General features: G+C 68.8%; 19 protein-coding genes. 11 read left to right on the top strand and 8 right to left on the bottom strand.

The genetic code is table 11. The annotated features are described in order from the left end of the window. Positions 1 to 15 precede the first annotated feature (15 nt). Complete coding sequence (locus QTH86_RS06665) at positions 16 to 1800, bottom strand: ABC transporter transmembrane domain-containing protein (RefSeq protein ID WP_286645453.1); 1785 nt, start codon at positions 1798 to 1800, stop codon at positions 16 to 18. 80 nt (positions 1801 to 1880) lie between these two features. On the opposite strand from QTH86_RS06665, the gene QTH86_RS06660 reads away from it, so the two are divergent. The 10 genes from QTH86_RS06660 to QTH86_RS06615 all read left to right on the top strand — a co-directional run bounded on the left by QTH86_RS06660 (position 1881) and on the right by QTH86_RS06615 (position 12995). Continuing rightward, on the top strand, positions 1881 to 2411 hold the full coding sequence (locus QTH86_RS06660) for a MarR family winged helix-turn-helix transcriptional regulator (RefSeq protein ID WP_286645454.1): 531 nt from the start codon (positions 1881 to 1883) through the stop codon (positions 2409 to 2411). Continuing rightward, entirely contained in the window at positions 2408 to 3880 is a 1473-nt protein-coding gene (locus QTH86_RS06655; RefSeq protein WP_286645455.1) for an efflux transporter outer membrane subunit, read from the top strand. Before QTH86_RS06660 ends, QTH86_RS06655 begins: the two co-directional genes overlap by 4 nt. A gap of 64 nt (positions 3881 to 3944) precedes the next feature. Then, a complete protein-coding gene (locus tag QTH86_RS06650; RefSeq protein WP_286645456.1) occupies positions 3945 to 5300 on the top strand; it encodes an HlyD family secretion protein in 1356 nt (451 codons plus the stop codon). Between the two features lie 13 nt (positions 5301 to 5313). Continuing rightward, positions 5314 to 6876, top strand: coding sequence for a DHA2 family efflux MFS transporter permease subunit (locus QTH86_RS06645; RefSeq protein WP_286645457.1), 1563 nt, complete (start codon positions 5314 to 5316; stop codon positions 6874 to 6876). 186 nt (positions 6877 to 7062) lie between these two features. Then, a complete protein-coding gene (locus QTH86_RS06640; RefSeq protein WP_286645458.1) occupies positions 7063 to 7833 on the top strand; it encodes an ABC transporter ATP-binding protein in 771 nt (256 codons plus the stop codon). After that, entirely contained in the window at positions 7833 to 8543 is a 711-nt protein-coding gene (locus QTH86_RS06635) for an ABC transporter ATP-binding protein (RefSeq protein WP_286645459.1), read from the top strand. The genes QTH86_RS06640 and QTH86_RS06635 overlap by 1 nt, the downstream gene beginning before the upstream one ends. Positions 8544 to 8584: 41 nt before the next feature. After that, positions 8585 to 9781, top strand: coding sequence for an ABC transporter substrate-binding protein (locus tag QTH86_RS06630; protein ID WP_286645460.1), 1197 nt, complete (start codon positions 8585 to 8587; stop codon positions 9779 to 9781). A 61-nt stretch (positions 9782 to 9842) separates the two neighbouring features. After that, positions 9843 to 11045, top strand: a complete 1203-nt coding sequence (locus tag QTH86_RS06625) for an ABC transporter substrate-binding protein (protein ID WP_286645461.1) — start codon at positions 9843 to 9845, stop codon at positions 11043 to 11045. Between the two features lie 77 nt (positions 11046 to 11122). Beyond that, positions 11123 to 11998, top strand: a complete 876-nt coding sequence (locus tag QTH86_RS06620; RefSeq protein ID WP_286645462.1) for a branched-chain amino acid ABC transporter permease — start codon at positions 11123 to 11125, stop codon at positions 11996 to 11998. Positions 11999 to 12008: 10 nt separating this feature from the next. Continuing rightward, complete coding sequence (locus tag QTH86_RS06615) at positions 12009 to 12995, top strand: branched-chain amino acid ABC transporter permease (RefSeq protein WP_286645463.1); 987 nt, start codon at positions 12009 to 12011, stop codon at positions 12993 to 12995. 33 nt (positions 12996 to 13028) lie between these two features. Here QTH86_RS06615 and QTH86_RS06610 read toward each other — a convergent pair whose 3' ends face one another. After that, positions 13029 to 14171 carry an HPP family protein gene (locus QTH86_RS06610; RefSeq protein WP_286645464.1) on the bottom strand — a complete coding sequence of 381 codons (1143 nt, stop codon included), beginning with the start codon at positions 14169 to 14171 and terminating at the stop codon, positions 13029 to 13031. A 98-nt stretch (positions 14172 to 14269) separates the two neighbouring features. Here QTH86_RS06610 and bamA point away from each other — a divergent pair, with 98 nt between their 5' ends. Then, positions 14270 to 16687 carry an outer membrane protein assembly factor BamA gene (gene bamA, locus QTH86_RS06605; protein WP_286645465.1) on the top strand — a complete coding sequence of 806 codons (2418 nt, stop codon included), beginning with the start codon at positions 14270 to 14272 and terminating at the stop codon, positions 16685 to 16687. A 151-nt stretch (positions 16688 to 16838) separates the two neighbouring features. Here bamA and QTH86_RS06600 read toward each other — a convergent pair whose 3' ends face one another. The 6 genes from QTH86_RS06600 to dsdA all read right to left on the bottom strand — a co-directional run bounded on the left by QTH86_RS06600 (position 16839) and on the right by dsdA (position 23033). After that, the gene (locus QTH86_RS06600) at positions 16839 to 17909 is read right to left on the bottom strand and encodes a TolC family protein (protein WP_286645466.1); all 1071 of its coding nucleotides are present in this window, start codon (positions 17907 to 17909) and stop codon (positions 16839 to 16841) included. Between the two features lie 15 nt (positions 17910 to 17924). Further along, positions 17925 to 18119 carry a hypothetical protein gene (locus QTH86_RS06595; RefSeq protein WP_286645467.1) on the bottom strand — a complete coding sequence of 65 codons (195 nt, stop codon included), beginning with the start codon at positions 18117 to 18119 and terminating at the stop codon, positions 17925 to 17927. Between the two features lie 88 nt (positions 18120 to 18207). Beyond that, a complete protein-coding gene (locus QTH86_RS06590; RefSeq protein ID WP_286645468.1) occupies positions 18208 to 18888 on the bottom strand; it encodes a response regulator in 681 nt (226 codons plus the stop codon). Beyond that, positions 18885 to 20468: an ATP-binding protein gene (locus QTH86_RS06585; RefSeq protein WP_286645469.1), complete on the bottom strand. Its 1584-nt coding sequence runs from the start codon at positions 20466 to 20468 to the stop codon at positions 18885 to 18887. Before QTH86_RS06585 ends, QTH86_RS06590 begins: the two co-directional genes overlap by 4 nt. A gap of 157 nt (positions 20469 to 20625) precedes the next feature. Continuing rightward, positions 20626 to 21669, bottom strand: coding sequence for a lipocalin-like domain-containing protein (locus QTH86_RS06580; RefSeq protein ID WP_286645470.1), 1044 nt, complete (start codon positions 21667 to 21669; stop codon positions 20626 to 20628). 5 nt (positions 21670 to 21674) lie between these two features. Next, complete coding sequence (gene dsdA, locus QTH86_RS06575; RefSeq protein ID WP_286645471.1) at positions 21675 to 23033, bottom strand: D-serine ammonia-lyase; 1359 nt, start codon at positions 23031 to 23033, stop codon at positions 21675 to 21677. Between the last annotated feature and the right edge of the window lie 8 nt (positions 23034 to 23041).

The raw sequence follows: 23041 nt of genomic DNA, 5'->3' as shown, positions 1-23041 counted from the left end.
CGCCAGCGCTCGAACTCAGGCCGTGAACTGCAGCGCCGCCAGCCGCGCATAGACGCCGCCTTGCGCCACCAGCGTGGCGTGCGTTCCCTGTTCGACGATGGCGCCGTGGTCCAGCACGACGATGCGGTCCGCTTTCTGGACGGTCGCCAGCCGGTGGGCGATCACCAGGGTCGTGCGGCCCGCCATCGCCGATTCCAATGCCGCCTGCACCACGCGCTCGCTCTCGGCGTCCAGCGCGCTGGTGGCCTCGTCGAGCAGCAGCAGCGGCGGGTTCTTGAGCATCGCCCGCGCGATCGCGATGCGCTGGCGCTGGCCGCCTGACAAGCGCACGCCGCGCTCGCCCAGGAAAGTGTCGTAGCCCTCGGGCAAGGCCTTCAGGAAGTCGTCGGCGTAGGCGGCGCGCGCGGCGGCGTACACCTCGTCGGCGCTCGCGTCCGGACGGCCGTAGCGGATGTTCTCGAAGGCGCTGGTCGAGAAGATGACCGCGTCCTGCGGCACCAGGCCGATGCGATGGCGCAGGTCCTCGAGCGCGAGGCTGTCGAGCGGCACGCCGTCGAGCGCGATGCGGCCGGTGCCGGGGTCGTAGTAGCGCAGCAGCAGCTGGAAGACCGTGCTCTTGCCGGCGCCGCTCGCACCGACCAGCGCCACGGTCTCGCCCGGCGCCACCTGCAGGCTGAAGTCGCGCAGCGCGGGCGTGAGCGGTCGCGAGGGATAGTGGAAGGTCACCGCGTCGAAGCCGATGCCGCTGCCGGCCGGCGGCACTGGCGCCGCGGCCGGTTGCGCCGGCGACGCGATGGCCGAGCGGGCGTGCAGCAGCTCCATCAGCCGCTCGGTGGCGCCGGCGGCGCGCAGCAGGTCGCCGTAGACCTCGCCCAGCACGGCGGCCGCGCCGGCCAGGATGATCACGTACACCACCGTCTCGCCCAGGTGGCCCGCGGTGATCGTGCCCTGCAGCACCGCCTGCGTGCCCTGGTACAGGCCCCACAGCAGCGCGGCCGAGGTCGCGATGATGATGAAGGCGACCAGCACCGAGCGCGCCTTGGCGCGGCGCACGGCGGTGCGGAAGGCGTTGTCGGTCGAGGCATCGAAACGGGCCGCCTCGCGCGCTTCTGCCGTGTAGCTCTGCACCACGGGGATGGCGTTCAGCACCTCGGCCGCGATGGCGCTCGAATCGGCCACGCGGTCCTGGCTGGCGCGCGACAGCTTGCGCACGCGGCGGCCGAACCACATGCTCGGCAGCACGACGAGCACCAGCACGCCCAGCACCTGGCCCATCACATAGGGATTGGTCCACACCAGCATCCCCAGCGCCCCGATGCCCATCACCGCGTTGCGCAGGCCCATGCTCAGCGACGAGCCCACCACCGTCTGCACCAGCGTCGTGTCGGCCGTCAGCCGCGAGAGCACCTCGCCGGTCTGCGTCGTCTCGAAGAATTGGGGGCTCTGGCGCAGCACGTGCGCGTAGACCGCGTTGCGCAGGTTGGCCGTGATGCGTTCACCGAGCCAGCTCACCGTGTAGAAGCGCGCCGCCGAGAACAGCCCGAGCGCCACGGCCACGCCGAAGAGCGCGAAGAAGTGGTCGCGTAGCGCCATCGTCTGCGCGCCGCGGTCGGTGGTCACCAACCCGCCGTCGATCAGCCGCCGCAAGGCCAGCGGGAACACCAGCATGGCGCCGGCCGCCGCCACCAGGAAAACAGCCGCCAGTGCGATCTGCCAGCGGTAGGGCCTGAGAAAAGGGAGGAGGCCCGACAGGGATTTCGGGGAGCCTTTGGCAGGCGTGCGGGAGACGGAGACGGACATGGGCGCCGATTCTACTTACCGGTTGCCCTTGCAAAGGTCGCCTTGACAGTAATTGCCTAAGCAACTAATATCGCGCCCCGATGAACGATCCCCATTTGCCCGAGAAGTCCGCGGCCGGCACGGCGCCCTTGGCGGTGCCGACCTTCTATTCGGCGGCCACCTACCGGTCCGAAGAGAGCGTCGGCTACCTGATGCGGCGCATCATGACGGCGGTCGGACAGGCCGTGGATTGCCAGATTTCCGAACCAGGCGGCCCGACCTACCCGCAATGGATTCCATTGCACAAGCTCGAGATGGGCGCCGCCACCACCGTGGCCGAACTGGCGCGCGAATGCCTGCTGGATGCCGGCGCGATGACCCGGCTGCTCGACCGGCTCGAGGCCAAGGGCCTGTGCCGCCGCGTGCGTTCGCTGGAGGACCGCCGCGTCGTCAACATCGAACTGACCGACGAGGGCAGGGCCGCCGCACAGCAGGTGCCGGAGGTCCTGAGCCGGGTGCAGAACGAGCACCTCGCGGGCTTCAGCGAAGCCGAGTGGGAGCAGCTCAAGAGCTACCTGCGTCGCATCCTCGACAACGCACAGGCCCTGGCGGCCCGTGGAGAAAAGAAATGACCCGTCCTCCTTTCATGTTCCGTCGCGGCGCGGCGCTTTCGGTCGCTGCGGCCGTTCTGGTCGTGCTCGCCGGCTGCGCCGACATGTCCGGCATCGCATCGCAAGCCAGGCTGCGCGATGCCGACTCGCTCGGCCTGAAGGCGGCGCCGTTCACCACCGGCACCAGCGAGGTCGACGCCCGCTGGTGGCTCGGCTTCGGCGATGCGCAGCTCGATGCGTTGGTCGACGAGGCGCTGGCCGGCAGTCCGAACCTCGCGGTGGCGCGGGCGCGGCTGTCGCGTGCGCAGGCCGCCATCGCCACGGCCGAATCGGCCGACCGGCCGCAACTCAACGGTTCGCTCGACGCCACCCGCCAGAAGTTCAGCAGCAACTACATCTACCCGGCACCGCTCGCCGGCTCGATCCAGGAGGTGGGCACGCTGCAGCTCAACGGCAGCTGGGAGATCGACTTCTTCGGCAAGAACCGTGCGGCGCTCGACAGCGCCCTGGGTTCCTCCAACGCCGCGGCCGCCGAGGTCGATGCCGCACGCATCCTCCTGGCCAGCAATGTCGCGCGCGGCTACATCCAGTGGGCCCGCCTGAACGACCAGCTGGCGGTCGCCAGGCGCACCCTGGCGCAACGCGACGAGACGCTGCAGCTGGTGCGCGACCGGGTGTCCGCCGGCCTGGACACGCGCCTCGAACTGCGCCAGAGCGAAGGCGGCCTGCCCGAGGCGCGCCAGCAGATCGAGGCGCTCGACGAGCAGATCGCGATCGCGCAGCACGCCCTCGACGCATTGGTGGCACGCCCCGACGCCACGAAGCCGTTGAACCCGCCCAGCCTGGCGTCGCTGCACGCCGTGGCGCTGCAGCCCACCATCCCGGCCGACCTGCTCGGGCGGCGCGCCGACATCGCCGCCGCGCGCTGGCGCGTCGAGGCCGCCACCGGCGACGTGGCCGGCGCGAAGACGCAGTTCTATCCCAACGTCAATCTCACCGCCTTCGTCGGCGTGCAGAGCCTGGGCTTCGACAACCTCCTGAAGTCGGACAGCGCGCAATGGGGCGTCGGCCCGGCCATCCGCCTGCCGATCTTCGAAGGCGGGCGGCTGCGTGCCAACCTGCGCGGCAAGGCGGCCGACCTCGATGCCGCCATCGAGAGCTACAACGCCAGCGTGCTCGATGCGGTGCGCGACGCGGCCGACCAGGTGAGCAGCGCGCAATCGGTGGTACGCCAGCAAGCGCAGCAACGCGAGGCACAGACTGCTGCCGAAGGCGCCTACGAGATCGCCGTGCAGCGCTACCGTGCCGGCCTCGGCAATTACCTCAACGTGCTGACCGCCGAGTCCACCGTGCTGGCGCAACGCCGCCAGGCGGTCGACCTCGCGGCCCGCGCGCTCGAAACCCAGGTCGGCCTGGCGCGCGCGCTGGGCGGCGGATGGCAGCCACCCGTCGCGGTCGCCGCCTCCGGCAAGACCGCCACCACGCACTGAAGCGCGAGCGCGCACAACGTTTTTTTGCGCCGCCACCCAACGCCCGAACCCGAAGGACACTGACATGGACAACAACAACACAGTCGCCACCGCTGCAGCACCCGCCCCGGTGGCGAAGGCCGGCAACCCGAAGCGCCGCCGCGCGCTCACCGCCCTGGCCGCGGTCGTCGTCGTCGCCGGCGCAGGGTGGGGCCTGTACGAATACCTGGTGGCCAGCCACTACGAAGACACCGACAACGCCTACGTGCAGGGCAACGTCATCCAGATCACGCCGCAGGTCACCGGCACCGTGCTGTCGATCATGGCCGACGACACCGACTTCGTGAAAGCCGGCCAGCCGCTGGTGCAGCTCGACCCGGCCGACGCCCGGCTCGCGCTCGCGCAGTCCGAAGCCGCGCTGGGCCAGGCCGTGCGGCAGGTGCGCACGCTCTACGCCAACAACGGCTCGCTGGCCGCGCAGGTCACGCTCAAGCAGTCCGACATCGCCAAGGCGCAGAGCGACATCGCCCGCGCGCAGGACGACCTGAAGCGTCGCCAGGCGCTCACCGGCAACGGCGCGGTGTCGAAGGAAGAACTCAACCATTCCGAGACGGCACTCGCCAACGCGAAGAGTGCGCTCGCCGCCGCGCAGGCCGGTGTCGTGTCGGCCCGCGAGCAGCTCGCCAGCAACCAGTCGCTGACCGAAGGCACCAGCGTCGAGCAGCACCCGAACGTGCTGGCCGCCGCCGCCAAGGTGCGCGAGTCGTGGCTCGCGGTGCAGCGCGTCGCGCTGCCGGCGCCGGTCGACGGCTACGTCGCCAAGCGCACGGTGCAGCTCGGCCAGCGCGTCGCCGCGGGCACGCCGATGATGTCGATCGTGCCGCTCAACCAGCTGTGGGTCGACGCCAACTTCAAGGAAGTGCAACTGCGCAACATCCGCATCGGCCAGCCCGTGAAGCTCACGGCCGACCTCTACGGCAAGAAGGTCGAGTACGACGGCAAGGTGGCGGGCCTGGGCGTGGGCACCGGCGCGGCCTTCGCACTGCTGCCGGCGCAGAACGCCACCGGCAACTGGATCAAGGTGGTGCAGCGTGTGCCGGTGCGCATCGCGCTCGACGCCGAACAGCTCAAGGCCAGCCCCTTGCGCGTCGGCCTGTCGATGGACGCCGAGGTCGACGTGACCGACAAGGGCGGCAAGGCGCTGGCCGATGCACCGCGCAGCACCGCCTTCGCGCAGACGCAGGTGTATGCCGATGCCGACCGTTCTGCCGAGGCCGACGCCGACGTCGCCCGCATCATCGCGGCCAACCTCGGCCGCCCCGTGAAGCCGCTAAACGACACCCCGTCGAGGAGCGAGGGCCAGCCGTCGACAAGCCTGCACCCCGCCGCACAGAACGGGCGTGGCGCCACGCTGGCCATGGGCCGGGCCGCGCGCGGCTGATCGGCACGTCGCCATGGCCACCAACGCTGCGCCACCCGCCGCCCATCCGCCCCTGGAGGGCTCCGCGCGGATCCTCGGGACGATCGCGCTGTCTGCCGCGACCTTCATGAACGTGCTCGACACGTCGATCGCGAACGTCTCGCTGCCCGCCATCTCGGGCGACCTGGGCGTCAGCCCGACCCAGGGCACCTGGGTCATCACCAGCTTCGCCGTGGCGAACGCGATCGCCGTGCCGCTCACCGGCTGGCTCACGCAGCGCTTCGGACAGGTGCGCCTGTTCCTGCTCAGCATCCTGCTGTTCGTGATCAGCTCCTGGCTGTGCGGCCTGGCGCCGAACATGACCACGCTGATCCTGTTCCGCGCCGTGCAGGGCTTCGTCGCGGGGCCGATGATCCCGTTGTCGCAGACGCTGCTGCTGGCGAGCTACCCGCGTGCATTGGCCGGGACGGCGATGGCGATGTGGGCCATGACGACGCTGGTCGCGCCCGTCATGGGGCCGCTTCTGGGCGGCTGGATCACCGACAACGTCTCCTGGCCGTGGATCTTCTACATCAACATCCCGGTGGGCCTGCTGGCCGCAGGCATCACCTGGTCGATCTACCGCAAGCGCGACAGCCAGATCAAGCGCCTGCCGATCGACGGCGTCGGCCTGGCGTTGCTGGTGCTCTGGGTCGGGGCCATGCAGCTGATGCTCGACAAGGGCAAGGAACTCGACTGGTTCCATTCGCCGGCGATCGTGACGATGGCCGTGGTGGCGGTGGTGGGCTTCGTCTTCTTCATCATCTGGGAGCTCACGGACGAGCACCCGGTGGTCGACCTGTCGCTCTTCCGGCGGCGCAATTTCTGGTCGGGCGCGGTGGCGACCGCGGTGGCCTACGGGCTCTTCTTCGGCAACCTCGTGCTGATGCCGCTGTGGCTGCAGCAGTACATGGGCTACACCGCGACGCAGGCCGGCATGGTGCTGGCGCCGGTCGGTGCGTTCGCGATCGTGCTGTCGCCGCTCGTGGGCATGACGGTGGCCAAGGTCGATCCGCGGCGCTACGCGACCTTCTCCTTCCTCGTGTTCGCGCTGGTGCTGTGGATGCGGTCCAACTTCAACACGCAGGCCGACATCGGCACCATCATGATCCCGACGATCATCCAGGGCATCGCGATGGCGTTCTTCTTCATCCCGCTGGTCACGCTGACGCTGTCGGGCCTCACGCCCGACCGCATTCCGGCCGCCTCGGGGCTGTCGAACTTCCTGCGCATCACGGCGGGCGCGATCGGCACGTCGGTTGTCACGACCGTGTGGGACAACCGCGCGACCGTGCACCACGCGCAGCTGGCGGAGTCGATCAACCCGGGCAACGCGACGGCGATGGCGACGATGAACAGCCTCGGCAGCAGCGGCCTGAGCGCCGACCAGGTGCTCGCGCAGATCAACCGCCTGGTCGACCAGCAGGCGTTCATGCTGGCGTCGAACGACGTGTTCTATGCGTCGGCTGTGCTGTTCGTCTTCCTGATCCCGCTGGTCTGGCTGGCGCGGCCGCAGATGGGCGGCAGCGGCGGCGATGCGGCTGCCGGCGCGCATTGATCGACACCTGACACTGCGCTGACAGCCGTGCGTCCACAACGCGCGCAGGTTGCAGTGCAGCATAGGCATTTGCCCCAGTAGGCACGGGGGAGGGGGTCGCCAACAATGCGGACGCGCTCAAGGTGGGCGCGAACAGACGCACCGCATGACCGACCTTTCTTCCCAGCCTTCGGGCTCCCGCGCGAGATGAGCGACATCATTCTCGAGACGCGCCAGCTCACCAAGGAATTCAAGGGATTCACCGCGGTCAGCAAGGTCGACCTCAACGTGGTGCGTGGGTCGATCCACGCGCTCATCGGCCCCAACGGTGCGGGCAAGACGACCTGCTTCAACCTGCTGACGAAATTCCTGGAGCCCACCTCCGGCGCCATCCTGTTCAACGGGCAGGACATCACGGGCGAACGACCGGCGCAGATCGCACGGCGCGGCATCATCCGCTCGTTCCAGATCTCGGCGGTGTTCCCGCACCTCACGCTGCTGGAGAACGTGCGGCTCGGTCTGCAGCGTGCACTCGGCACCTCGTACCACTTCTGGAAGAGCGAACGGTCGCTCAAGCCGCTCGACATCCGCGCGCGTGCGCTGCTGGCCGAGGTCGGGCTCGAAGACCTCGCCGACGAACTCACGGTGAACCTGCCCTACGGTCGCAAGCGTGCGCTCGAGATCGCGACCACGCTCGCGATGGACCCGGAGCTGATGCTGCTCGACGAACCCACGCAAGGCATGGGCCATGAGGACGTGCACCGCGTGGCCGAGCTCATCAAGCGCGTGTCGGTGGGCCGCACCATCCTCATGGTCGAGCACAACATGAGCGTGGTGTCGACCATCGCGGACACCATCACGGTGCTGCAGCGTGGCGCCGTGCTGGCCGAAGGGCCGTACGCCGAAGTCTCCAAGAACCCGCTGGTGATGGAGGCCTACATGGGCACCACCGACGGCCAACTGCAAGGCGCGCACTGATGTCGGCACCCGCACTCCAGATCAAGGACCTGCATGCCTGGTACGGCGAGTCGCATGTGCTGCACGGCGTGGACATGGTCGTGCAGCCCGGCGAAGTCGTCACGCTGCTGGGCCGCAACGGCGCCGGCCGCACGACCACCATGCGCGCCATCATGGGCCTCGTGGGCGCGCGCAAGGGCAGCATCCAGGTCAACGGCGTCGAAACCATCGGCATGGCGACGCACCGCATCGCGCACCTCGGACTGGGCTACTGCCCCGAGGAACGCGGCATCTTCGCGAGCCTGTCGGCCGAAGAGAACCTGTTGCTGCCGCCGGTGCTCAAGGGCATGGGGCCGGGCATGTCGATCGACGAGATCTACGCCATGTTCCCCAACCTGGCGGAGCGCCGCCACAGCCAGGGCACGCGCCTGTCGGGCGGCGAGCAGCAGATGCTCGCGGTCGCCCGCATCCTGCGCACGGGCGCCAAGCTGCTGCTGCTCGACGAGATCTCCGAGGGCCTCGCCCCGGTCATCGTGCAGGCGCTGGCGCGAATGATCCACATGCTGCGTGGCAAGGGCTACACCGTGGTCATGGTCGAGCAGAACTTCCGCTTCGCCGCACCGCTGGCCGACCGCTTCTACGTGATGGAGCACGGCCGCATCGTCGAGACCTTCGGCGCGTCGCAGCTCGAAGCCAAGATGCCGGTGCTCAACGAACTGCTCGGCGTCTGACGTTCCGCTTTCTTTCACGACAACAGCACGGAGACAAATCAATGAAAAAAAGATTGAGTGCAATCGGCCTGGCAACTGCATCATTGCTTCTGGGGGCCACGGCGGTGCATGCCCAGGAGAAGGTCAAGATCGGCTTCGTCACCGACCTGTCCAGCCTCTACGCCGACCTGGAAGGCAAGGGCGGCATCACCGCCATCCAGATGGCAATCGACGACTTCGGTGGCAAGGCCCTCGGGCAGCCCATCGAGCTGCTCACGGCCGACCATCAGAACAAGGCCGACGTGGCCGCCTCGAAGGCGCGGGAGTGGATCGACACCGCCGGTGTGACGATGGTCTTCGGCGGGACCAACTCCGGCACGGCGCTGGCCACCGCCAAGGTGGCACAAGAAAAGAAGCGCGTGTACTTCAACAACGGCGCGGGCACCTCGGCGCTCACCAACGAGCAGTGCAGCCCCTACACGGTGCACTACGCCTACGACACCGTGGCACTGGCCAAGGGAACGGGCGGCGCGGTGGTCGACAAGGGCGGTAAGAGCTGGTTCTTCCTGACTGCCGACTACGCCTTCGGCCATGCGCTGGAGGCCGACACCTCGACGGTGGTCAAGGCCAAGGGCGGCACCGTGGTCGGCACCGTGCGGCATCCGCTCAACGCATCGGACTTCTCGTCCTTCCTGCTGCAGGCGCAGAACTCCAAGGCCCAGATCCTGGGCCTGGCCAACGCCGGCGGCGACTTCATCAACGCAGTGAAGGCGTCGAAGGAGTTCGGCATCAACAAGACGATGAAGACGGCCGGCCTGCTGGTGTTCCTGAGCGACATCCACAGCCTGGGCCTGAAGAACACCGAAGGCCTGCTGCACACCACCAGCTGGTACTGGGACCTGAACGACGACACCCGCAAGTTCGCCGCCCGCTTCTTCGAGAAGACCAAGCGCATGCCGACCGACGTGCAGGCCGCCGACTACTCGGCCACCACCACCTACCTGAAGGCCGTGGCCGCAGCCAAGACCACCGATTCGGACAAGGTGATGGCGCAGCTCAAGAGCATGAAGATCGACGACTTCTACGGCAAGGGCCAGATCCGCGCCGACGGCAGCTTTATCCACGAGATGTACCTGGTCGAGGCGAAGTCGCCCGCCGAATCGAAGAAGCCCTGGGATTACCTGAAGGTGATCGCCAAGCTGCCCGGCGAACAGGTCTTCACGACCAAGGCCGAGACCAAGTGCGCCCTCTGGAAATGACCCGCCCGTCACGACGCCTGCACCCCCGCATCGACCGCACCCCCTTCATCCAGGAGACACCATGAAACGCACCCTCATCGCCACCGTCTGCACGCTCGCCGTCGGCCTCCTCGGCGCCGCTGCGGCGCAGGCCCAGGCCACCGACAAGGTCAAGATCGGCTTCATCACCGACATGTCGAGCCTGTACGCCGACGTGGAAGGCAAGAACGGCGCACTGGCCATCCAGATGGCCATCGACGACTTCGGCGGCAAGGTCAACGGCATGCCCATCGAGCTGCTCACGGCCGACCACCAGAACAAGGCCGACATCGCAGCGTCGAAGGCGCGCGAATGGATCGACACCCAGGGCCTGACGATGCTCTTCGGCGGCACCAGCTCCGGCACGGGCCTGGCCATGGCCAAGGTGGCCCAGGAGAAGAAGCGGGTCTTCATGGTCAACGGGGCCGGCAGCTCGGCGCTGACCAACGAGCAGTGCACCCCGTACACCGTGCACTACGCCTACGACACCGTGGCGCTCGCCAAGGGCACCGGCAGCGCGGTGATCGCACGCGGCGACAAGAACTGGTTCTTCCTGACCGCCGACTACGCCTTCGGCCACGCGCTCGAAGCCGATGCGAGCAAGGTCGTCAAGGAGAAGGGTGGCACGGTGGTGGGCGCCGTCCGGACGCCGCTCAACACCTCGGACTTCTCGTCCTTCCTGCTGCAGGCCCAGAACTCGAAGGCGCAGGTGCTCGCCCTGGCCAATGCGGGCGGCGACACCATCAACTCGATCAAGTCGGCGCGCGAGTTCGGCATCACCAAGTCGATGAAGATGGTCGGCCTGCTGGTGTTCGTCACCGACATCCACAGCCTGGGCCTGAAGAACACCGAAGGCCTGCTGCTCACCACCAGCTGGGACTGGAACCTCGACGACAAGACCCGAGCCTTCGGCAAGAAGTTCTTCGAGAAGACCAAGCGCATGCCGACCGACATCCAGGCGGCCGACTACTCGGCCACGATGACCTACCTGAAGGCATTGCAGGCCACCAAGACGACCGATGCCGACAAGGTGATGGAGTACATCAAGAAGACGCCGATCGACGACTTCTACGCCAAGGGCTACGTGCGCCAGGACGGTCGCTTCGTTCACGACATGTACCTGATGGAAGTCAAATCGCCCGCCGAGTCGAAGCAGCCGTGGGACTACTACAAGGTGGTGACCAAGCTCAAGGGCGAGGACGTCTACACGACCAAGGCCGAGTCGCGCTGCGCGCTCTGGAAGTAATTGGCCGCCCCTTCCGCGCGGCCGGGCGCGGAGCGCCGTGAATCCGAAACCCGATCGTTGTTGTTGAAGCGTCTTCCATGAATATCTCCATGCCGGCCTTGTTGAGCCAGCTCCTTCTGGGGCTGGTCAACGGCTCGTTCTACGCGATCCTGAGCCTGGGGCTGGCCGTGATCTTCGGCCTGCTCAACGTGATCAACTTCGCCCACGGGGCATTGTTCATGCTGGGGGCGGTGCTCAGCTGGATGGCGATGGAGTATTTCGGCATCAACTACTGGGTGATGCTGCTGGCTGCGCCGATCATCGTGGGCCTGTTCGGCGTGCTGATCGAGCGGCTGCTGCTGCGCTGGATCTACAAGCTCGACCACCTCTACGGCCTGCTGCTCACGCTGGGCCTCACGCTGCTGATCGAGGGCGTCTTCCGCTCGATCTACGGCGTGTCCGGCCTGTCCTACGACGCGCCCGACGCCCTGTCGAGCGCGACCGACCTGGGCTTCATGGTGCTGCCCAACTACCGCGCCTGGGTGGTGGTGGCGTCGCTGGTGATCTGCTTTGCCACCTGGTACGTCATCGAGAAGACCCGCCTGGGCGCCTACCTGCGCGCAGGCACCGAGAACCCGCGGCTGGTCGAGGCCTTCGGCGTCAACGTGCCGCTGATGATCACGCTGACCTACGCCTTCGGCTGCGCGCTGGCCGCCTTCGCCGGCGTGCTGGCGGCGCCGGTGATCCAGGTGTCGCCGCTGATGGGGCAGAACCTCATCATCGTGGTCTTCGCGGTGGTCGTGATCGGCGGCATGGGCTCGATCATGGGCGCCATCCTCACCGGTCTGGGCCTGGGCGTGATCGAAGGGCTCACCAAGGTGTTCTATCCGGAGGCCTCCTCCACTGTCGTGTTCGTGATCATGGTGATCGTGTTGCTGATTCGTCCGGCCGGTCTGTTCGGCAAAGAGAAATAAGAAGCGCGGTATGAAGAAGCTCTCCACTGTCATCTACCTGCTGCTGCTCGTTGCATTGCTGGTCGCGCCTTTCGCCGGGGCGTACCCGGTGTTCGTGATGAAGCTCATGTGCTTCGCGCTGTTCGCCTCGGCCTTCAACCTGCTGCTGGGCTACACCGGCCTGCTGTCCTTCGGCCATGCCGCCTTCCTGGGCGGCTCGGCCTACGTGGCCGGCCATGCGATCAAGGTCTGGGGTCTGACGCCCGAGCTGGGCCTGCTGGCCGGCACGCTGGCCGGCGCGCTCATGGGCTGGCTCTTCGGCGTGCTCGCCATCCGCCGGCAGGGCATCTACTTCGCGATGATCACGCTGGCGCTGGCGCAGATGATGTTCTTCGTTGCGCTGCAGGCCAAGTTCACCGGCGGCGAGGACGGCCTGCAGGGCGTGCCTCGCGGCAAGCTGTTCGGCCTGATCGACCTGTCGAACGACCTCACCATGTACTACGTGGCGCTCGTCGTCGTGGTCGCGGCCTTCCTGCTGATCGTGCGCACCATCCATTCGCCCTTCGGGCAGGTGCTCAAGGGCATCAAGGAGAACGAGCCGCGCGCGCTTTCGCTGGGCTACGACGTGGCCCGCTTCAAGCTGCTGGCCTTCGTGATCTCGGCCGCGCTATCGGGTCTGGCGGGTTCGCTCAAGACGCTGGTACTGGGCTTCGCCACGCTGTCCGACGTGCACTGGACGGCGTCAGGCCAGGTCATCCTGATGACGCTGGTGGGCGGGCTGGGCACGCTGTCGGGGCCGATCGTCGGTTCGGCGGTCGTGGTGCTGCTGGAGAACAAGATCGGCGAACTGGGCAACTTCCTGGCGCGTGTCACCACGGTCGACTGGTTCAACACGCTGGGCGAGTCGGTCACCATGGTCACGGGCCTGATCTTCGTGATCTGCGTGTTGGCCTTCCGCAAGGGCATCATGGGCGAGATCATCGCCTTCATCGAGCGGCGGCGCGGCAAGCGCGCCTGAGCGGGGCCGATCGCGCTGGCGGCGCGTCGCGCCTCAGGTCGCGCGGTGCAGGGCGCGCACCAGGTCCGACTGGGTGATGATGCCGACGAGCCGCCGCTCCGCATCGATGATGGGAATGTGGTGGTGCCCGCCTTCCGAGAAAAGTGGCACCAGCTCCGACACCATCCGTCCCTCGCTCGCCACGCGCACCTCGCGCGTCATGATCTGGCCGACCGCGTCGGGCTTGTCGTCGTGCGAGACGCTGCTGCGCCGCACCAGGCTGCGCAGCCGTTCACCGATGCCGTCGTGCCGACCGATGTCGGCATGCCGCATGAAGTCGGCGACGGTGACGATGCCGACGATCCGCTGGGCGCGGTCCACCACGGGCAGGGCCTTGACCTTGCGTTCGCGCATCATCGACCACGCGTCCTGCAGCGAGGTGCCGAACTGCACCGAGAGCGGCTCGCGCGACATGATGTCGCGGCAGCGCAGGGCGCCGAAGCGTCGGGCGTAGGCCGCGGCCTCGGCGTGCTGGAGCAGGGCCTCGAGGTCGTCGCGGCTCACGTCGAGCACCTGGTTGTAGTGGGCGAGCGCGGCGTCCAGGTCGGCCGCACTGAAGCGTGACCCGTGGGGGACCGGCGTCGCCGACGGTGGCCGCTGGGCATGCGGATAGCGCCGGCCGGTGAGGCTGTTGTAGGCCACGCCGGCCGCGACGAGCAGCAGCGAGTTGACCAGCATGGGCGACAGGGCGAACTGGAAACCCGTGGCCCCCAGGGCGGTCAGCAGCGCCGTCGCCCCGCCGGGCGGATGCAGGCAGCGCAACGCGAACATCAGCGCGATGGCGGCCGCCACGGCGACCGCGCCGGCCCAGGCCGGGTCGCCGATCAACATCGCGCAGGCGGCACCCACGAGGGCCGACAAGGTGTTGCCGCCAACCACGGCCCAGGGCTGCGCGAGCGGGCTGGCCGGCGCCGCGAACACCAGCACCGCGCTGGCGCCCAGCGGCGCGACGAGCCAGGGTTGCGGCGCGCCCGTGCCGATCCACCAGCGGCTGATGAGCGCCGTGACCAGGATGCCCAGGCCGGCGCCGGCCACGGCACGCCAGCGCTCCGTCGAGTCGGCGAACACGCGCTCCGGTCGCAGTCCGCTCAGGATCTGGCGCAGGCGGGTCTGAGCGCGGAGCAGCGATGGCGTCATGGGGTAGGTCTCTTCGGGGCCGTTCGGTCGCGGCGCGTGAGGATGCCACAGCCCGCGTGTCTCCCAGATTCCTCCGCAGTCGCTGCCGATCATGCGGCATGCATTTTTTCAAATTTCGCCTGCTGGGCGCGGCCACGGCGGTGGCCGGCGCACTGGCAGCACCGGCCGCCTGGGCCATCGATCCTTTCGCCGTGCGCGACATCCGTGTGGAGGGCCTCCAGCGCGTGGAGCCCGGCACCGTCTTCGCCACCGTGCCGCTGCATGTCGGCGACACCTACACCGACGAGCGCGGCTCGGCATCCATCCGTGCGCTGTTCGAGCTCGGGGTCTTCAAGGACGTGCGCATCGACGTGCGCGACGGCACCTTGATCGTCATCGTGGAGGAACGCCCCACCGTGGCCGACGTCGACTTCGTCGGCGCCAAGGAGTTCGACAAGAAGGCGCTCATCAAGGCCCTGGCCGAGGTGGGCCTGGCCGAAGGGCGCGCTTACGACAAGGCGCTGACCGACCGCGCCGAGCAGGAGATCAAGCGCCAGTACGTGAGCCGCAGCCTCTACAACGCCACGGTCGTGACCACCGTCACGCCGATCGACCGCAACCGCGTGAACCTGAGCTTCAACGTGACCGAGGGCGAACCCGCACGCATCCGCGAGATCCGCATCGTGGGCCAGCACGCCTTCTCGGAGGACACGCTGCTGAGCCTGTTCGACCAGGACAGCGGCGGCTGGATGAGCTGGTACACCAAGTCGAACCAGTATTCGCGCACCAAACTCAATGCCGACCTGGAGACGCTGCGCTCCTACTACTTGTCGCGCGGCTACATGGAGTTCCGCATCGACTCCACGCAGGTGGCCGTCTCGCCCGACCGCGAAGACCTCAGCGTGACGGTGAAGATCACGGAGGGCGAGCGCTTCGTGGTCGCCGGTGTGCGGCTCGAGGGCGACTACCTGGCGCGCGAGAAGGAGTTCCAGACGCTGCTCGACGTCCGCGTGGGCGAGCCCTACAACGGCGAGCAGGTCACGGCGACGACCAAGGCCTTCACCGACTACTACGCGAGCTTCGGCTACGCCTTCGCCAGGGTCGCGGTGCAGCCGGAGATCGACCGCGAGCGGCGCCGCGTGACACTGGTGCTCAAGGGCGAGCCGCAGCGCCGCGTGTACGTGCGGCGGGTGAACATCGGCGGCAACAGCCGAACGCGCGACGAGGTGATCCGGCGCGAGTTCCGCCAGTACGAGGCGAGCTGGTACGACGGCGACAAGATCAAGCTGTCGCGCGACCGGGTGGACCGCCTGGGCTACTTCACCGACATCGACATCCAGACGCAGGAGGTCGCCGGCTCGCCGGACGAGGTTGATCTGGTGGTCGACGTCAAGGAGAAGCCCACCGGCAGCCTGCAGCTGGGCGCCGGCTTCTCCACCTCGGACAGCGTCACCGTGACCTTCGGCATCACGCAGGAGAACGTCTTCGGCTCGGGCAACTATCTGGGGCTGTCGGTGAGCCTCGGGTCGTACAGCAAGGCGATCTCGCTGTCGGCCACCGACCCGTACTTCACGCGCGACGGCATCTCGCGCACGGTTTCGGCCTTCTACTCGACGTCACGGCCCTACTACGACGTGGACGGCAACTACGAGCTGGTGCACGAAGGCGCATCGATCAAGTTCGGCGTGCCTTTCAACGAGATCGATCGCGTCTTCTTCGGCATCGGCCTGGAGAAGTACCACTTCGACCCCGGCTCCAACGGCACGACCACGACGGTGGATGGCACGACCTACGACACCGGCGTGCCGCAGTCCTATGGCGACTACTTCGGCTGCAGCCGGGACGCCAGCAGCGGCGTGGTCACGAACTGCACGAAGGCGGGCGTCTGGGGCATTCCGCTGACCGTGGGCTGGTCGCGCGACGATCGCGACAGCGCGCTGGTGCCCACCAAAGGCCGCTTGCAGTCGGCCAACCTGGAGCTGGGCATCGGGGGCGACATGCGCTACCTCAAGAGCGACTACCAGTACCAGCAGTACTTCGCGCTCAACAAGCAGTACACGTTGGCGGTCAATGGCCAGCTCGGCTACGCCAAGGCGCTGGCCGGCCAGACCTACCCCGTGTTCAAGAACTTCTACGCCGGCGGCCTGGGCTCGGTGCGCGGTTTCGAGAGCAACTCGCTCGGGCCGCGCGACAGCGTGACCGACGGCGCGCTGGGCGGCACCCGCAGGGCGATCTTCAATGCCGAGCTGAGCACGCCCTTTCCGGGCGCTGGCAACGATCGCACGCTGCGCCTCTACAGCTTCTTCGACATGGGCAACGTGTTCGCCGAGCGCAGCGCCGGCCTGACCGATGCGCAGTGGAAGGCACAGCAGGCCCTGCGGGCGTCGGTGGGCCTGGGCATCAGCTGGATCTCGCCGCTCGGGCCGTTGCGGGTGGCCTATGCCATTCCCGTGAAGTACCAGAAGGCCGACGATGCGAACGGCATCGCGAAAGACCGGACGCAGAGCTTCCAGTTCCAGATCGGCACGGCGTTCTGAGCCAGCGGGCTCAGGGGCTCAGGGCAGGCGATCGAGGAGGTCGCCGATCAGCTGCGCCAGCGCGACCCCTGCGTGCCAGAGCGCTTGCAGGGTGCGCAGGAATTCCATGGGTGAGTGCTGAAGAGGCTGTCCGCGTCCGGGGCAGTCGGCGCTAGATCAGCGGACGTTGCAGCGTGCCATGCGACGAAGGCGGTTGTGATGCGGGCCACGCCGACCTGTCGGACGTGGTGTCGAGCGCGCCCTGCAGCCGGTACAGCAGCTTGATCCAACCCAGTGCGAGCGTGCCGCTGGCGCTGCTGAACTGCTGCGAATAGAGCATGAGCTGCTGGTAGCGCTCCAGCACGTCCAGCTCCGAGCCGGAACCGTTCTGCTGGCGCGCGAGCGCATCGTCGAAGGCCTGGCGCACGGCGGTGGCTCGTGCTTCCAGCGCGGCGGTCTTGGCGCGCTGTTCCTGCAACTCGCTCACTGCGGCCGCGACTTCCGCCTGGGCGCGCTCGATCACGCTGTCGACGTAGCCGCCGTCCACGCGCGCTGGCGACGCGGCGGCGATGGCATGCAGCGCCTGGGCCAGCACGACGTCCTGCCGTTCGAAGACCCAGTCGGCCGGCGTCTGTTCGGGGAGGCTGGCGTTGAACCGTGGCAGCGGCTGTTCGGTGCCGGCCGGTGCGACCAGGGCTTCCAGGGCCGTCGTGTCCATCCCGCAGCGTGAAGCAAGCAGCGCGATCAGTGTCGCGCGCTGATCGAGCAGAGTGCGCTCGGCGGCCATCGCGTCGGCCATGCGCCGTTGCAGCACCGAGCGGTCTGCGTCCGAGAGTTTGCCGCCGCTCATCAGCTCGGCCTGGCGACGCGTGGCCGCCATCGCTTCGCGGATGAGCTCGACGCCGATGCTGTCGACCCTGGCGCTCACGTACGCTGCGGCCACCTGCATCTCGATCGGCAGGGCGAGTGCGTCGCCTGCGACCATGTGCGTTGCCGTGGTGTCCGGATCGCTGCCGCCATGGTGGCGTGCCGCCAGGATGAGCGCGTTGAGCGCGTCGTCCTGGAAGCCCAGCCACCAGACCTCGGATGCAACGGGGCCTGCGTCGGCGGTGCGAGTCGCCGGTGGGCCCAGCGCCGTCGCGACACCGCGTTGCATCGGCGTCGGCGACATCGCCAGATTGGCTTCTGCGCCGATGGCCACCGACAGGCCGAGCAGGGCCACGAAGGGAAGGGGGATCCGCATGTGCGCCTCGCGGGCTCAGGGCTGGCGCCCGGGCCGGACCATCGGCGGGCCGCTCTCGTCGTCCTCGCTGCCGCGATCCGGCGTGGGGCCCGGCGGCCGAAGCGCCTGAGGTGGTGGTGGTGCGTGAAATGGCGGCGGGGGCGGCAGCATGACGCAGCCGCTCAGTCCCAGGGCGGCCGTCACGGCCAGCATGCAATCGCGTCTTTTCATCACTCGACTCCTTCTTGAAAGGCTTCGACTGTGCGCAGCGAATGCGGAGGAAATTGGGAAGGCGGAGCCGGCCTGCGCGAAGACCGGATCAGGTGTCCGGCGTCTCCAGCGAGAAACCGATGCCGTAGACCGAACGGATCCAGTCGTGGGTCGGCGAGAGCGCGGCAAGCTTGCGGCGCAGGTTCTTGACGTGGCTGTCCACGGCGCGCTCGGTCACGTCGTCGACCGGCTCGTAGGCCAGCTCGAGCAGTTGCCCGCGCGAGAAGATGCGGCCGGGGTGGCGGGCCAGCGCCTGCAGCAGGCGGAACTCGCGCCGCGTCAGGTTGAGCGGCTCGCCATGCAGGCTGGCGCTCCACTGTTCTTCGTCGAGCGTGAGGGCGCACGGTGGCGTGTTGGACACCGCCGCCTGGGCCGTGCGGCGCAGCACGGCGCGCACCCGCGCCACCACCTCGCGCGGCGAGAAGGGCTTGCAGATGTAGTCGTCCGCGCCCAGCTCGAGGCCGATCAGCCGGTCGACTTCCTCGGTGCGCGCGGTGAGCATGATCACCGGCGCGTCCGAGCGTGCGCGGGCGCCGCGCAGCACGGCCAGGCCGTCGAGCCGCGGCAGCATCACGTCGAGCAGCGTCAGGTCGGGCGGGGCCGCCTGGATGCGCGCCAGCGCGAGCTGGCCGTCGGCGATGTGTTCGGTGTCATAGCCCTGGTGCCGCAGGTAGTCCTGCAGCACCGATGCGATGTCGGGTTCGTCTTCGACGATGAGGATGCGTGTCATGGTGCGGGGCTCAGAGGAAGGGTGACGATGACGCGAAGCCCGCCCATCGGCGATGGCGACGCGTCGATGCTGCCGCCGTGCTCCTCGACGATGGTGCGGCAGATGGACAGGCCGAGGCCCGAGCCACCGGTCTCGCGGCTGCGCGATGCCTCGCCGCGAAACAGGCGGTCGAACAGCCGCGGAACCTCATGCACCAGCGGGCCGGGCGCGCTGTCGTCGAAACGCAGGTGCAGCAGGCCGTCGGTGGTGCTGCCTTCGACACTGGCGCTCAGTCGCAGGCTGCCGCCGGCATCGGTGTAGTTGAGTGCGTTTTCCAGCAGGTTCATGAAGACCTGGTGCAGCCGCGGCGCGTCGCCACGCATGGCCAGACCGTTGTCGACGCTGCCCAGTCGGCGCGTGTCGACCGCGATGTCGCGTTGTGCGAAGCGTTCGCGCATCGTCTCGACGGCCTCGGTCAGCAGCATGAAGGGGAACACCGTCGCGAACGCGGCGGTGCCGTGCGTGGTCACGTCGTCCGGCTCGCGCATGCTGCTGCGCAGGTCGTCGACCAGCTGGCCGAGACGCATCACCTGACGGTGCAGGCGCAGCGCGGTCTTGTCGTCGAAGCGGCGCACGCCGTCCTGCAGCGCTTCGATCTCGGCGCGCATCGCGGCCAGCGGCGTGCGCAACTCGTGCGCGACGTCGGCCAGCCAGGCGCGGCGCGAGGTCTCGATGGTGTCGAGCCGTTCGGCCATGGAGTTGAAGGTCTGGCCGAGCAAGGCGATCTCGTCGGTGCCATCCACCCTCACGCGGGTGTGGAGACGGCCATGGGCGATTTCCTGTGCGGCGCGGCTCAGTCCGTCGATCGGCGCGAGCCAGCGGCGCGCCACCAGCCACGACAGCAGCAGCGCCAGCATCAGCCCGACCAGGCCGGTCCAGGCGAGGAAGCCCGATTGGCGTGCCAGGAACGCACGATCGACCTGGCCTCTAAAGACGGCGGGCGGCGCCAGCACGAGGTAGCCGATGACGCGGTTGCGTTGCATGAGCGGCAGGCGCGCCGCGTCGGCCGGGTTGACACGGGCGCCGGCCACGTAGCCGCCCTCGGCGTCGGTCACGCCGAGGTGTTCGAAGATCATGTCGGGTCCGCCGTTCCCGCCCTCGTCGAGCGGCGGCGGCGGGAAGGCGCGCTCCTGCAGCGGCAGCAGGCCGTCGCCGGGCCCGCCGGGCGGCGGGCCGGACCGGCCGTACCACGGCGGCAGGCGGCGCCCGTCCAGCTGTGCACCGGCCACGTCGCGCTCGCCCCACTGCAGACGCGGCCAGATCAAGCCATCGCGCCGCAGCGACTCCCAGTTGCCGTCGGCGGCGTATTTCTTCTGCAGCCCCTCGGCCAGCCAGGTCATCCGGCGGATCTGGATCTCCGCGGCGTAGGGCCCGAGGCCGCGCTGCAGGCCGACGATCGAGAAGGCGGTGAAGATGAGGAGCAGCAGAACGAGCAGCGTCGCGAGCGCGAGGAAGATCTTTCGGGACAGCGTCAGGCGAGGTAGAAGAGGGCGGCGCACAGGAATCCGTTCGAAGGGCGAGGTGCGCTGCGGGCGGCGCATCGACAGGGCCGAGGTAGCGACGCGATCTTGCGGGGCAATTGCGGAGAGATTGGGGAGACGCCGTGCTCACCGCGGCCGCCAGCGATTCTCGGGAGCGCACGAACACGCCAGGTGTCGCCCGTGTAAAGGCGGCGTGAAGCCGGATGGACAGGTGCTGCTACAGCTGCAGCCGCGCTGCGTAGCCCGTCATTTCCAGGTAGCCGCGCCCGACGCGCCGGCCCTGGTCGTCGAGCAGTTCGCTCAGCCCCTCCCAGTACACCGCGCCGGCCGATCCTCGGCTGTCGAGTTCCTGGTCGTCGAGCAAGGCCCGCACCGTGAAGCGCCCGGCGGGCGTGTCGATGCGCCACTGCACCGGGTAGGCGGCGCGCGTGCGCGGGCTGGTCCAGCGCCGCTCGGCGTCGAAGCGCACCGTGTCGGCGCCGAAGCTGCGCGCCTCGCCGCCGCGCGGCCGCCACGAGCCGCCGCCCCACAGCGCGCTGCCGTCGGCGCGCCGCAGGTGGAAGGCGGTGAGCGCGCTGCCATCGTCGAGGTTCATGCCGATCCAGTCCCAGCCGACGGCCTCGGGGTGCATCAGCGCCTCGCTCCATTCGTGGTCGAGCCAGGCGGTGCCCGCCACGTCGAAGCCCTGGCCCTGCACGGTGAGGCGACCGCGCGTGGCGAGCTGCGGTTCGCTGTAGTAGTAGCTGGCCTGCTCGGGTTGCGGCCCCTTGCGCGACAGGCCGGCGCTGCCCTGCAGCAGCACCGGCTGGGTCGGCGTGAAGTCGAGCGCCAGTGCGAAGTCGCCGGCGGGCAGCCGCGCCTGGTAGCGGCCGTCGGCGCCGCGCTGCAGCGTCCAGTCGCGCAGGCGCACATCGGTGTCGGTCTCGCCGGCCTGCGCGATGCCGAAGCCCGCGCGCGCGATGCGCTGGTCGTGCAGCAGTTTGAGCCCCTGCAGGTCGGTGACGGCGGCATGCGCGAACACCAGCTGCTTGGCCGCGAAGGCCGAACGCATGGCCTGCGTGTCGTCCACGCGCGAGCGGAAGAAGGTCAGCTGGAAGCCGAATTCGCGCGTGCCCGATTGCGCGTGGCCCGTGATGTACCACCACTCGGTGCGCAGATCGGGGTGGCTGCCGAAGTCGCGCGGAAATTGCAGCGCACGTGGTGGCAGCGCCCAGGCGGCGGGTGCCGACAGCATCGCCAGCAGCAGGGTGCGGCGATGCATCGGGGTCATGCGAGCGCGCGGCCTTGGGCCAGGTAGCGGGCCATCTCGTCCTCCGGCACCATGCCGCCGCCGGTGGCCCACACGAGGTGCGTGGCGCGGCCCATCCGCGCTTCGGACAGCCCCATCCGTTGGCGGTAGCCCTGCGTCTCGGTCAGCACCTGCACCATGCCGGGCAGGCCGGCCACGGCGGAGGGCTCGAGCTGTACGCCTTCGAGCGCGTCCATCTGCGCGATGCGTCGGTACAGCGTGTCGTCGCCGACCGTGATGTAGCCATCGATCAGCCGCTGCATCGCGCGCCCGACGAAGCCCGACGGCCGGCCCACGGCCAGGCCGTCGGCCGCGGTCACGCCGTCGATGCCGAAGTCCTGCACCGACACGTCCTCGTGCAGGCCAGTGCGCACGCCCAGCAGCATGCAGGGCGCGTGCGTGGGTTCGGCGAAGACGCAGTGCACCGCGTCGCCGAAGATCAGCTTCAGCCCGAAGGCCACGCCGCCCGGCCCGCCGCCCACGCCGCAGGGCAGGTAGACGAAGAGTGGGTGCTCGGCATCGACCGCAAGGCCTTCGGCGACCAGTTGCTTCTGCAGCCGCTCGGCGGCGACCGCGTAGCCGAGGAAGAGGTCGGTCGAGTTCTCGTCGTCGACGAAGTGGCACTGCGGGTCGGCCTCGGCCTGGCGGCGGCCTTCGGCCACGGCGGCGCTGTAGTCGGACGCGTACTCGACCACGTGCACGCCGTTCGCGCGCAGCCGTGCCTTCTTCCAGGCGCGCGCGTCGGCCGACATGTGGACCGTGACATGGAAGCCGAGCTTGGCGCCCATCAGGCCGATCGAGAGGCCGAGGTTGCCGGTCGAGCCGACGGCGATGCGGTGCTGGCCGAAGAAGGCGCGGAAGGCGTCGCTGTCGAGGCGCGCGTAGTCGTCGTCCTCGTGCAGCAGGCCGGTGGCCAGGGCCAGGCGCTCCGCATGGGCCAGCACCTCGTAGATGCCGCCGCGCGCCTTGATCGAGCCGGAGATCGGCAGGTGGCTGTCCTTCTTGAGCCACAGCGCGCCCTGTGGCGCGATGCCGGCGTCGCGGCACAGCACGGCCTGCATCGCGGGCAGCGCGACGATGCCAGATTCGATCAGCCCGCCGGCGGGCTGCGTCTCGGGGAACACGCGCGCGATCCACGGCGCGAAGCGCTGCAGCCGCGCGCTGGCCGCGGCCACGTCGGAGGCATCCAGGCCGACATCGGCCAGGGCTTGCGCCGTGGGCGCGATGCCGGGGTTGAACCAGCTCAGTTCCTTCAACGCCACGAGGTCGTCGATGAGCGGGATGGCGTTGCGCCATTCGGCGGCACTGCGGCCGCCCAGGGTGTTGTCGTCGTTCATTCAGTTTC

The sequence above is a fragment of the Variovorax sp. J2L1-78 genome, assembly GCF_030317205.1.
Lineage (GTDB): Bacteria > Pseudomonadota > Gammaproteobacteria > Burkholderiales > Burkholderiaceae_C > Variovorax > Variovorax arabinosiphilus.
Note: the sequence above shows the minus strand (reverse complement) of the source record. Positions and strands in the feature narration are given on the sequence as shown.